This window comes from Streptomyces sp. NPDC044704, from assembly GCF_056433525.1.
Genome location: NZ_JBWKGY010000010.1, coordinates 162,065 through 173,420, shown reverse-complemented (window position 1 = coordinate 173,420; position 11,356 = coordinate 162,065). Strand labels below are relative to the sequence as shown.

Below are 11,356 nucleotides of genomic sequence, written 5' to 3'. Positions count from 1 at the left end.
CGGTTCCCCTTCTAGTGCCGTGACCGGAAAGGTCCACCGGGTCGCGACGCCCGGCACGGCACCTCTCCGCGTTGTCGGACCACGGAGGTACGTCCAGTACGAGCCGCGGCCCTCCGCCTTGAGATGCACCGCACCGGACGCCGCGACCCGGCAAACCTTCCCGGCCACGGCACTAGGCGTCGCCCGGCAGGAGGTGTTGCGGGAGTTCCCGGAAGGACCACGTGCCGCGGCTCCGGGTGAACGTCCAGACCAGGTCGTAGCGGTCGGGCCAGGTCGCCGGGACGCCCAGGACCTCCTGGGCGCCGAGGGCACGGACCAGGCGGGGCAGGCCGGTGTGCTCCCAGCAGACGAGCACCGGCATCCCGGCGGCCAGGGCCGCGTGGGCCAGAGCCGGTTCGGCGCCGAGGGCGAACTCGGACCGTACGGGCAGCCGCAGGGCGGTGGCCAGGGGTGCCAGGGTCTGCTTGCAGCGGGCGGGCGCGGCGGCCGGTCCACCGGTCGCGAACAGTGCGGCGGGCCGGGGCAGCGTGGCGCCGCGGGCCGGTGTGAACAGGCGGGGCAGTTCCTCGGCGCGGCGCCGGCCGCGGCCCGCGAGGAATCCGGGGTCCTCGTTGCCCTCGTCGTCCTCGCCGGTGTCCCCGGCGGAGGGCTTCTCCGCGTGCCGGATCACCATGACCAGGGCGTCCTTCGCGGTGGACCGGGGGCCGGGCGCGGGAGCCGCGGGTTCCTCCCGGCCGGAGCAGCCGGCCACCGCGAGGGGTGCGAGGGCGGCGGCCAGTACGGTGCGACGGCGCGGTCCGGACCCGGCGGGGGCTTCTGGCATGGGGCCACTGTCGCCGACGGGCGGGGTGCGGCCGCCGCGCGGCGCGGCGTACGGCCCGTACGAGCGCCCGGTCGGCGGATCGGCTCAGCCGATCGGCCCATGACGGGGGTACCGGACGCTCGTACGGGGGCGCGGGGTGCGACCGGGCCCGGCCGCGGGGGTGGTGCGGGCCGGGCGGGGCCACGGGGTGCGGTGGCGGGGTGCGGGATGCGGTCAGGTTTTGCGGACCGCGCGGAGCCACTCCTTGTTCATCGCGGCGATCGACGGCAGCGGGATGCCCTTGGGGCAGGCCGTGGCGCATTCGCCGGTCAGGGTGCAGCCGCCGAAGCCCTCGCCGTCCATCTGGGCCACCATGTCCAGCACGCGGGTCTCGCGCTCCGGTGCGCCCTGCGGGAGCACGTTGAGGTGGTTGACCTTGGCGGAGGTGAACAGCATCGCGGAGCCGTTGGGGCAGGCCGCCACACACGCTCCGCAGCCGATGCACTCGGCGTGCTCGAAGGCGAAGTCGGCGGCGGGCTTGGGCACGGCGGTGGCGTGCGCCTCGGGGGCGGCACCGGTCGGCGCGGTGATGTAGCCGCCGGCCTGGATGATGCGGTCGAAGGCACTGCGGTCGACGACGAGGTCCTTGACGACGGGGAAGGCGGAGGCCCGCCACGGCTCGACGTCGATGGTGTCGCCGTCGACGAAGGACCGCATGTGGAGCTGGCAGGTGGTGGTCCGCTCCGGGCCGTGCGCGTCGCCGTTGATGACGAGGCTGCACGCGCCGCAGATGCCCTCGCGGCAGTCGTGGTCGAAGGCGACCGGGTCCTCGCCGCGCAGGATGAGGTCCTCGTTGAGGGTGTCGAGCATCTCCAGGAAGGACATGTCCTTCGAGATGCCGTCGACCTCGTAGGAGGCCATGGCGCCGGGGGCGCCGGCGTTCTGCTGGCGCCAGACGCGCAGGGTGAGCTTCATGCGTAGCTCCGCTGGGTGGGGTGGACGTACTCGAAGACGAGGTCTTCCTTGTGCAGGACGGGTGCGGCTCCGGTGCCCTGGTACTCCCAGGCGGCCGCGTAGCCGAACTCCTCGTCGCGGCGGGCCGCTTCGCCGTCCGGGGTCTGGGACTCCTCGCGGAAGTGGCCGCCGCAGGATTCGGCGCGGTGGAGGGCGTCGAGGCACATCAGCTCGGCGAGTTCCAGGTAGTCGACGACGCGGTTGGCCTTCTCCAGCGACTGGTTGAACTCCTCGCCGCTGCCGGGGACCTTGATGCGCCGCCAGAACTCGTCACGGATCTCGGGGATGCGGGCGAGCGCCTTGCGCAGCCCCTCCTCCGTGCGGGCCATGCCGCAGTACTCCCACATGAGTTCGCCGATCTCACGGTGGAAGGAGTCGGGGGTGCGGTCGCCGTCGACGGCGAGGAGCTTGGCCAGGCAGTCGCGGGTCTCGCGGACGGCGGCCGCCGCCTCCGGATGGCTGTCGTCGATCTCGTCGTGGTGCGGGTGCCGGGCCAGGTAGTCGTTGATCGTGGAGGGCAGTACGAAGTAGCCGTCGCCGAGGCCCTGCATGAGGGCGGAGGCACCGAGGCGGTTGGCCCCGTGGTCGGAGAAGTTCGCCTCGCCGATCGCGAACAGGCCCGGGACGGTGGTCTGGAGGTCGTAGTCGACCCACAGTCCGCCCATCGTGTAGTGGACCGCCGGGTAGATCCGCATGGGTACCTCGTACGGGTTCTCGGCGGTGATCCGCTCGTACATCTCGAAGAGGTTGCCGTACTTCTCGGCGACCTTGTCCTTGCCCATGCGGCGGATGGCGTCGGCGAAGTCCAGGTACACGCCCTGGCCGCCGGGGCCGACGCCGCGGCCCTCGTCGCAGACGTTCTTCGCGGCGCGGGAGGCGATGTCGCGGGGGACGAGGTTGCCGAAGGAGGGGTAGATCCGCTCCAGGTAGTAGTCGCGCTCCGCCTCGGGGATCTCGGCGGCGGGCCGGGTGTCGCCCTCGGCCTTGGGGACCCAGATGCGGCCGTCGTTGCGCAGCGACTCGCTCATCAGGGTGAGCTTGGACTGGTGGTCGCCGGTGCGCGGGATGCAGGTGGGGTGGATCTGCGTGAAGCAGGGGTTGGCGAAGTACGCGCCGCGCCGGTGCGCCCGCCAGACGGCGGTCGCGTTGGAGTTCATGGCGTTGGTGGAGAGGTAGAAGACGTTGCCGTAGCCGCCGCTCGCCAGGACCACCGCGTCCGCGTAGTACGTGGAGATCTTCCCGGTGATCAGATCGCGGGCCACGATGCCGCGGGCCACTCCGTCCACCGTGATCAGGTCGAGCATCTCGGTGCGGGCGTGCATCTCCACGTTGCCGGCGGCGATCTGCCGGGACAGCGCCTGGTAGGCGCCGAGCAGCAGCTGCTGGCCGGTCTGGCCGCGGGCGTAGAAGGTGCGGGAGACCTGGACGCCGCCGAAGGAGCGGGTGTCGAGGAGTCCGCCGTACTCGCGGGCGAAGGGGACGCCCTGGGCCACGCACTGGTCGATGATCTCGACGGAGATCTGGGCGAGGCGGTGGACGTTGGACTCGCGGGCCCGGAAGTCGCCGCCCTTGACGGTGTCGTAGAAGAGGCGGTGCACGGAGTCGCCGTCGTTGCGGTAGTTCTTCGCGGCGTTGATGCCGCCCTGCGCGGCGATGGAGTGCGCGCGGCGCGGGGAGTCGGAGAAGCAGAACTGGACGACGTGGTAGCCCTGTTCCGCCAGGGTCGCCCCTGCCGCTCCGCCGGCCAGGCCGGTGCCGACGACGATGATGCGGTGCTTGCGCCGGTTCGCCGGGTTGACCAGCTTGGCCTCGAAGCGGCGGCGGTCCCAGCGTTCGACGATCGGGCCCCCGGGGGCCTTGGTGTCGGCGACCGGGTCGCCCGTGGCGTACTCCGCGTACGGCGCGCGGTCGTGGAGCTCGTCGGGGGTTTCGGGTGCGCTCATGGTCAGCTCACGACTCCGGTCATGACGGCGACGGGGACGGACACGAAGCCCGCGAAGAGGACGAGGGCCAGGGCGTTGGCCAGGAACTTCAGCGTCCGGTCGCGCCGGGCGTTGCCCGCGCCGAGGGTCTGGGCGGCGCTCCAGAAGCCGTGGCGGACGTGGAGCCCGAGGGCGGCCATCGCGACGAGGTAGATCGTGTTGCCGTACCAGGTGGAGAAGGTGGCGAGGACGTTCTCGTACGGGTGGCCGGCCCAGGCGCGCTCGTTGACGGTGAGCGTGGTCAGGTCGAGGAGGTGCCAGACGATGAAGAGGGCGAGGATGACGCCGCCCCACCGCATGGTGCGGGTGGCGTAGCTCGCGCGGCGGCGCTTGCGGGCGTACTTCACGGGGCGCGCCTTGATGTCGCGCCGGCTGAGCTGGTAGGCGCAGACGGCGTGGGCGACGACCGCGGCGACGAGGACCAGGCGGACGATCCACAGGGCCCATTCGTGGTGGAGGAAGGGGGATCCGAGGGTGCGCAGCCAGTGGGCGTAGCCGTTGAACTCGTCCGCCCCGAAGAAGATCTTCAGGTTTCCGAGCATGTGCACGACGAGGTAGCCGAGCATGACCAGGCCCGATGCCGCCATCACGGACTTCTTGCCGACGGTGGAGTCCCAGAGCGTGCGCGTGGTGGACGGCCGTCGATCCGTCCGCGTTGCCAGAGCCATGACGTCGACGGTAAGGACCAAAGTCCCGAAAGGTCCAAGACATGGTGAAGCTGATCGCGATAGGCAATGCCTATCGATGGGGCTAGCCTGGCCGTATGCAGTTCCAGCAGCTCGTGTACTTCGTGGCCGTCGCCGAGACCCGGCACTTCACCCGCGCCGCCGAACGGGAGCACGTGGCCCAGCCGTCCCTGTCCCAGCAGATCAAGGCGCTGGAACGGGAGCTGGGGGCCGAACTGTTCAGCCGGGTGCGGGGGAACATCGCACTCACCGATGCGGGCGAGGCCCTGCTTCCGCTGGCCCGGCGGATCCTCGCGGACGCGGACACGGCACGGCTTGAGGTGCAGGAGCTGGCGCAGCTGCGGCGGGGGCGGGTCCGGCTGGGGGCGACCCCGAGCGTGTGCACGGGCCTGCTGCCGGCCCTGCTGCGGACCTTCCACACCGCACATCCGGGCATCGAGCTGCTGATCGAGGAGAGCGGCTCGCTGGACCTCGTACGGGAACTCGCGCGCGGGGTGCTGGACCTGGCCCTGATCACGCTGCCGCTGCCGCCGTCGGCACCCGCCCTGACCACGGTGGAACTGCTGACGGAGGACCTTGTGGTGGTCTCCTCGGCGGACCTTCCGCCGCCGGCTGGCGGCGGCGAGCTGACCATCGCGGACCTGCGGGACGAGCCGATGGTGATGTTCCGGCACGGGTACGACTTGCGGGACCTCACCGTGGGCGCCTGCCGGGCGGCGGGGTTCGAGCCGGCGTTCACCGTGGAGGGCGGTGAGATGGACGCGATCCTCGGATTCGTCCGGGCCGGGCTCGGCGTCGCGGTGGTTCCGGCCATGGTCGTCGAGCACGGCGGCCCGGGCCTGCGCGCGACCCACCTCGCCGGCTCTCCCCTGCGCCGCACGATCGCGCTGGCGCACCGCACGGACGTCGCACCCCCGCGCGCGGCCCGCGAACTGAAGCGCATCCTCCTCGCCTGAGCGGCCGGGCGTGAGCGTCCGGGCGGTTGGGCGGTTCGGCGGTTCGGCGACAGGGCGGCGGGGCGGCGGTGGCTCAGAGGCCGCGTCTGGACAGGGCCGCGTCGAGGCCGTCGGCCAGCATCGCGAAGGCACGGTCGGCGTCGGCCACCGCGCCCGGGTAGGCCTCGTCGGCGGTTCTGCCGGAGGCGATCCGGCGCCAGTTCTCCCGGCCCAGCTCCTGACGCACCGCAACCAGGTGCAGGGCCGCCAGCCGCGCGGTGAGCGGCGGGGCGGACTCGGCCTCCAGGACGGCGGCGAGGAGTTCCACTTCCCGGGCCGTGTAGTGGGCGAGCCGGGACTCCAGGCTGGCGGTGGAGTACATCAGTCCCTGGAAGGCGACCACGTTCGGGTGGTCGCAGAGCCCGGTGATCGGGTCCCGCTCGGCGAGGGCCGCCAGGAAGTGGTCGTGGACCGCCCCCACCGGGGTCCGGCCGGGGGCCCGCTCGCGGACGATCCGCGCCGCCTCGTCCTGATGGTCGGCGAACCGGTCGAGCACCAGGTCCTCCTTGCTCGGGAAGTAGCGGAACAGGGTGGGTTTGGACACCTCCGCCGCCGCGGCGACATCGGCCACCGATACGGCGTCGAAGCCCCGTTCCAGGAAGAGTTCCAGCGCCGTGGCCGCCAGTTGGCGGCGCGTACGCAGCTTCTTGCTCTCTCGCAGACCCGTCGTGTTCTCCATGTCCCACACCGTACCACAAAATCTTGACCAAGTTAAATTCATTACCTGGTTGCTTTTTCTTTCGTGGCGCGCTTTCCTTGGATCACCGACGACGAGAGGACATCCGATGACCGACGTAGTGATCGTGGGCTCCGGCCCGACGGGGCTCACCCTTGCCTGCGAGCTGGCCCTTCGCGGGGTCGGCGTGCGCATCGTCGACCAACGCCCCGGCCCGCACCGCGAGTCCCGCGGGAAGACCCTTCAGCGGCGCAGCCTCGATGTCTTCGAACGGCTGGGGGCCGCCGGGCGGATGACGGCCACCGGCCGTGCGGGGCTGGTCTTCCGCAAGTACTTCGACGGCGTCCGCGTCAGCGACACCCCTTACGCCGACGGCCTGTTCATCGGACAGTGGCAGATCGAGGAGGTGCTGCGCGAGCGGCTCGGAGAGCTCGGCGTGCGGGTCGAGTACGGAACCGGGATCACCGGGATCCGTCAGGGCGCGGAGACGGTGACCGCGGAGCAGGCGGCCGGCCCGGCCATCCGGAGCCGCTACCTCGCGGGATGCGACGGCGGTCGCAGCACGACCCGCAAACTGCTCGGTATCCCCTTCGAGGGGGACACCGCGCAGGAGTCGACGATGGTGCTCGGAGACGTGCGCGCCCCGGGGCTGAGTCCCGACTACTGGCACCAGTGGTTCACCTCGGACGGCGGCGTCATGATGCTCTGCCCCATACCGGGAACGGACTCCTTCCAGCTCCAGGCCTCCCGCGAAGTGGACACGGACGGGAAGGCCCTGCCTCCCTCCCTGGAGAGCTTCCAGCGACTGTTCGACCGGCACGCCCGGATGCCGGGGATCGAGCTGGCGGATCCCACGTGGCTGTCGGCCTGGACCGTCAACGTCCGCATGGCCGCCCGACTGCGCGAGGGCCGGGCGTTCCTCGCCGGGGACGCGGCTCACGTCCACCCCATCGCCGGCGGGCGGGGCATGAACACCGGGATACAGGACGCGGCCGTCCTCGGCCGCACCCTCGCCACCGCCCTGGATACGCCGGCGGGACCCGCCCGGGAGGAGGTGCTCGACGGGTACGAGGCGGAGCGGCTGCCCGTGGCCGCCGAGCTGCTGGCCGACACGACGGAACGGATGGCGCGGGTCCTCGTGGCGGTCCGCGAACCGGGCCGCGGGACGGAGGCGGGCCTGGACTGACCCGGGTGAGTGCCGCGGCGATGACGGCCGGATCGAATCGGCCCCGGCTGGCCCCCGACGACGCCCGGCCCCCAGCCGGTGACGGCCCGCGCACGAGGCGGGCCCGACACGGGGGCGCGGCCCCGCCCTGGGCGACCCCGACCGGGGTGGGCCCGACTGGGGTGGGCCCGACCGGGGTGGGAGCCGAGCGGGGTGGGAGCCGACCGGGGAGGGAGCCGAGCGGGGAGGGGCGGCCGTGCCGGAGCGGGGCGCGGCCGCTGCCCGGTGGCGGTCCCGCTCGGCGGGGGGCGTCAGGACGGGGTGGGGACGGCGTCCGAGAGGGAGAGCGTGTGGATGCGGTCCGGGGAGCCGGGGCGGGCGTAGTACCAGCCCTGGGCGGTGTCGCAGCCGAGGTCGCGGAGCTGGGCCGCCTGGGCGCCGGTCTCCACGCCCTCGACCGTCACGGCGAGTTCGAGGCTGTGGGCCAGCGCGACGATCCCTTCCACGATCTTGACGTCGACGGGGTTGGCCGGCTGCTGCTGCATCCCCTGGGTGAAGGAGCGGTCCAGCTTCAGGACGCTGACCGGGAGGCGGCGCAGGTTGGCCAGGTTCGAATAGCCGGTGCCGAAGTCGTCGAGGGCGATGTCCACGCCCAGGGCCGCGAGCCGGCGCAGCGGTTCGAGGAGTTCGTCGTCGGCCCCTATCAGGGCCGACTCGGTGACCTCCAGGCACAGGGCGCCCGGGGCCAGGCCCGAGGCCTCCAGGACCCGTACCGTGTCGGCGACCAGGCCGGGGTGGTGGAGCTGGGTCGGGGAGAGGTTGACGTTGACGCGCAGGCTGGAGCCGCCCCGCTGGAGCTGCCAGTTCCGGGCTTGCCGGACGGACTCCTCCAGGACCCAGCGGCCGAGCGGCACGATCAGGCCGGTCCGCTCGGCGAGCGGGATGAAGCGGTCCGGGCCGAGGACCCCGTACTGGGGGTGCGACCAGCGCACGAGTGCCTCCGCGCCGCGCACACTGCCGTCGTGCATGTGCACCAGCGGCTGGTACTCGATGAAGAACTCGCCCCGTTCCAGCGCCGCCGGCAGGGCGTTGGTCAGGCCGTGCCGGGTGATGGCGCGGGCATCGGCCTCCGCGTCGGCGAACTCGAAGCGGTTGCCGCCGGCCGCCTTGGCCCGGTACATGGTGATGTCGGCGCTGCGCAGCACCTCCGCCGGGGTGCGTTCGCCGGCCCGGCCCTCGACGATGCCGATGCTGCCCCGCACCGTCAACTCCCGGCCCTCCAGCCGGATCGGGGTGGACAGGGCGGACAGGATCCGGACCGCCAGGTCCGTCACCTTCTCCTCGGAGTCGGCGGCCGGTCCGGTGGTCAGGGCCACGAACTCGTCGCCGCCGAGGCGGGCGACCACCTCGCCCGGTCCCGTCGCGCAGCTCTGCAGCCGGTCCGCGACCTCCACCAGCAGCCGGTCGCCCGCCGAGTGGCCGAGGCTGTCGTTGACCGCCTTGAACCCGTCGAGGTCGAGGTAGCACAGGCCGAAGCGGCTGCCTCCGGCTCCGGCCCCGTTCAGGGCCTTCTCCAGCCGTTCGAAGAACAGGGTCCGGTTGGGCAGCCCGGTCAGCGCGTCGTGGGTCGCCTCGTAGCGCAGCCGCAGGTTCAGCAGCCGGCGTTCGGTGGTGTCCTCCATCAGGGCCAGCTGGTACTGCGGCACGCCCTCGGCGTCGCGCAGCAGGGACACCGTCAGGTTCGTCCACAGGACGGTTCCGTCGTGCCGGTAGTAGGGCTTCTCGACCCGGTAGTGCTCGCGTTCCCCGCGCACCAGTTCCCCGTACATGCGCCAGACGTGCGGCGTGTCGTCGGGATGGCCCCATTCGCTGACGTTGCGGCCCCGTACGTGGCCCTCCAGGCCGCCGAACATCTGCAGCAGGGTGTCGTTGACCTCGAGGACGTTGCCTTCCAGGTCGGCGATGCCGATCCCGATGGCGGCGCCCTCGAAGACGGCCCGGAAGCGTTCCTCGCTGGCGTGCAGGGCCTGCTGGGCGTCGCTGCGGGCCCTCAGGGCGGACCGGGCGATGGCCTCCTGCTCCTTCAGGGTCCGCTCGCGCAGCGCGCGGGCGAAGCCGGCCGCGATGCCGTGCTGGAGGCGCGCGCAGCGGGACCGGTACTCCTCGGTGCCCTCCGTCCCGGAGCCGTCGGGGCCGCAGTACAGCACCAGGTAGGACTCGACCACCCCCAGGGTTCCGGCGAGGGCTTCGGGGTCGGTGCAGTGCACGGCGACGAGCTCGGCGCCCACCCGCTGGGCGACGGAGGCGTCGAAGGGACGGGCGTGCAGGGCCTCGGTGAGGGTGCGGGTGAGCGGGACGAGGTGCTGTTCGAACTCGGGACGGGTCAGCGAGGTCGCCGTGACGGGGAAGATCGCCCGCCCCCAGATGGTCGCGAAGCGCGCGATCCGGTCCTCCAGCCCGCTCCGCAGCTCGCGCAGCGGCTCCCGCCCCTGGACGAGGGGGCCGGACGGCTTCGTGGAGGCGCCGGCGGGGTCCGGGGCGGTCCCGAAGGCGACGGCCTCCCGGGGGAAGGCCGGGCCCGGGGTGGCCGGTGGCGGGGTGGGAGCGGGGAGTCTCACGCCTTGCGTCCCACGCCGCCGAAGCCGGAGAAGGCGTACGGGTCCTCGGGCTCCTCGCCGTCGGCGAGGGGCTCGGTACGGTCCGGACGCCAGTCCGGCATGGACACGAGGCCCGGCTCCAGCAGTTCGAAGCCGTCGAAGAAGGCGCTGACCTGTCCCCGCGTGCGCATGACGAGGGGGTTGCGGATGTCCCGGTAGACGCCGACGGTGCCGGCGGCGACCTCCTGGGTGAGGGGGATCCCCTCGTACGAGGCGTGCGTGAGGACGAGCAGGCTGCCCGGCGCCAGCGCGTCGCGCAGCTCGGCGACGGCGGCGTACGGCTCGTCGGCGTCCTCGATGAAGTGCAGGACGGCGACGAGCAGCAGCGCGACGGGGCGGTTCAGGTCGAGGAGGCGGCCGACCTCGGGGGCGGCCAGGATGTCCTGCGGCTTGCGCAGGTCGGCGGCGACGACGCCCGTGCGGTCGTGACCGGCGAGGACGGCCTGGCTGTGCGCGACGGCCACCGGGTCGTGGTCGACGTAGACCACGCTCGCTTCGGGGCTCGCGGCGTGCGCGATCTCGTGGACGTTCCCGAAGGTCGGGATACCGGAGCCGATGTCGAGGAACTGCGTGATGCCCTCGGCGACGGCGTGCCGGACGGCCCGGCGCATGAATGCCCGGTTCGCCTGCATGATCTTGGGGAGTCCCGGCATGAATTCCATGGCGCGGCGGGCGGCCTGGCGGTCGACCTCGAAATTGTGGGAGCCGCCCAGGTAGTAATCGTAGATGCGGGACACGCTCGGCACCGATATGTCGATGCCTGCCGGGGCCCAGGCGGGGCGCTCCATCGGGGTCTCCAAGCCGTAGTCGTGCCGTGGTCCGTCCGGGGGGCGGGACGGGGGTCGGACTCCTGTCCGAGCCGAATGTACTGATCATTGCCCAAGGGAGCGAGTAAAAGCGGAAATTGGCGGTCCGTTCTTGGTCACACACCAAAGGTTCGGACGGGTCCGGACAGGGGTGACACGGAATCCGACAAATACCTTTTGGGAATTGAACGGCGCTCGATCAGACACGGTCGAAGAGTGGCTCAAACCTCTACGGTCCCAACTCCGCCCGTTCAGGCGAACCGAGGCCGACCCCCACATGCGCGGGCGCGCGCGGGCCCATGCTCCCCGGGTGAACAGAGCCTGTGCCAGGCGCCTGCTGGTGGTCCCGGTCCTGCTGTGGGCGGCGCTGTCCGTCACGCCGGCCATGGCCGATAGCTGCGCATACGCGACGATCGACGCCGGTGACGGCGGAGCGTCCCTCACGGTGTTCGCGGCCGCCGGCAGCGGCGGGAGCGGAGCCGGCCGGGGTGGCGGACATCACGGCAAGGGGCACTGCAAGGAGCACGGCGGCCACCACGGCGGAGGGCACCACGGAGGGCACGGTGGACACCA

The 11,356-nt window shown here is 72.2% G+C and carries 9 protein-coding genes; 2 read left to right on the top strand and 7 right to left on the bottom strand.

Features of this window, described 5'->3' with window-relative positions:
• Nucleotides 1-172: 172 nt before the first annotated feature.
• From AC07B0_RS24330 to AC07B0_RS24315, 4 genes are all read right to left on the bottom strand, one after another.
• On the bottom strand, nt 173-823 hold the full coding sequence (locus AC07B0_RS24330) for a hypothetical protein (RefSeq protein WP_356882926.1): 651 nt from the start codon (nt 821-823) through the stop codon (nt 173-175).
• Nucleotides 824-1,036: 213 nt separating this feature from the next.
• Nucleotides 1,037-1,777: a succinate dehydrogenase/fumarate reductase iron-sulfur subunit gene (locus AC07B0_RS24325; protein WP_478898918.1), complete on the bottom strand. Its 741-nt coding sequence runs from the start codon at nt 1,775-1,777 to the stop codon at nt 1,037-1,039.
• On the bottom strand, nt 1,774-3,759 hold the full coding sequence (locus tag AC07B0_RS24320; protein ID WP_478898917.1) for a fumarate reductase/succinate dehydrogenase flavoprotein subunit: 1,986 nt from the start codon (nt 3,757-3,759) through the stop codon (nt 1,774-1,776). Before AC07B0_RS24320 ends, AC07B0_RS24325 begins: the two co-directional genes overlap by 4 nt.
• A gap of 2 nt (nt 3,760-3,761) precedes the next feature.
• Complete coding sequence (locus AC07B0_RS24315) at nt 3,762-4,466, bottom strand: succinate dehydrogenase cytochrome b subunit (RefSeq protein ID WP_356882932.1); 705 nt, start codon at nt 4,464-4,466, stop codon at nt 3,762-3,764.
• Nucleotides 4,467-4,561: 95 nt separating this feature from the next.
• Here AC07B0_RS24315 and AC07B0_RS24310 point away from each other — a divergent pair, with 95 nt between their 5' ends.
• The gene (locus AC07B0_RS24310; RefSeq protein ID WP_469382295.1) at nt 4,562-5,440 is read left to right on the top strand and encodes a LysR family transcriptional regulator; all 879 of its coding nucleotides are present in this window, start codon (nt 4,562-4,564) and stop codon (nt 5,438-5,440) included.
• Nucleotides 5,441-5,513: 73 nt separating this feature from the next.
• On the opposite strand, the gene AC07B0_RS24305 is transcribed toward AC07B0_RS24310, so the two are convergent.
• Entirely contained in the window at nt 5,514-6,158 is a 645-nt protein-coding gene (locus tag AC07B0_RS24305) for a TetR/AcrR family transcriptional regulator (protein WP_478898916.1), read from the bottom strand.
• Between the two features lie 106 nt (nt 6,159-6,264).
• Here AC07B0_RS24305 and AC07B0_RS24300 point away from each other — a divergent pair, with 106 nt between their 5' ends.
• Nucleotides 6,265-7,341: an FAD-dependent monooxygenase gene (locus tag AC07B0_RS24300; protein ID WP_478898915.1), complete on the top strand. Its 1,077-nt coding sequence runs from the start codon at nt 6,265-6,267 to the stop codon at nt 7,339-7,341.
• 290 nt (nt 7,342-7,631) lie between these two features.
• Here the strand turns inward: AC07B0_RS24300 and AC07B0_RS24295 are convergent, their stop codons facing one another.
• Complete coding sequence (locus tag AC07B0_RS24295) at nt 7,632-9,797, bottom strand: putative bifunctional diguanylate cyclase/phosphodiesterase (RefSeq protein WP_356882952.1); 2,166 nt, start codon at nt 9,795-9,797, stop codon at nt 7,632-7,634.
• A 137-nt stretch (nt 9,798-9,934) separates the two neighbouring features.
• Nucleotides 9,935-10,765: an SAM-dependent methyltransferase gene (locus tag AC07B0_RS24290; RefSeq protein WP_356882940.1), complete on the bottom strand. Its 831-nt coding sequence runs from the start codon at nt 10,763-10,765 to the stop codon at nt 9,935-9,937.
• Nucleotides 10,766-11,356: the final 591 nt, after the last annotated feature.

Coding starts and splice junctions, on each gene's coding strand:
- AC07B0_RS24330 (WP_356882926.1), bottom strand. CDS start 823: ATGCCAGAAGCCCCCGCCGGGTCCGGACCGCGCCGTCGCACCGTACTG.
- AC07B0_RS24325 (WP_478898918.1), bottom strand. CDS start 1,777: ATGAAGCTCACCCTGCGCGTCTGGCGCCAGCAGAACGCCGGCGCCCCC.
- AC07B0_RS24320 (WP_478898917.1), bottom strand. CDS start 3,759: ATGAGCGCACCCGAAACCCCCGACGAGCTCCACGACCGCGCGCCGTAC.
- AC07B0_RS24315 (WP_356882932.1), bottom strand. CDS start 4,466: ATGGCTCTGGCAACGCGGACGGATCGACGGCCGTCCACCACGCGCACG.
- AC07B0_RS24310 (WP_469382295.1), top strand. CDS start 4,562: ATGCAGTTCCAGCAGCTCGTGTACTTCGTGGCCGTCGCCGAGACCCGG.
- AC07B0_RS24305 (WP_478898916.1), bottom strand. CDS start 6,158: ATGGAGAACACGACGGGTCTGCGAGAGAGCAAGAAGCTGCGTACGCGC.
- AC07B0_RS24300 (WP_478898915.1), top strand. CDS start 6,265: ATGACCGACGTAGTGATCGTGGGCTCCGGCCCGACGGGGCTCACCCTT.
- AC07B0_RS24290 (WP_356882940.1), bottom strand. CDS start 10,765: ATGGAGCGCCCCGCCTGGGCCCCGGCAGGCATCGACATATCGGTGCCG.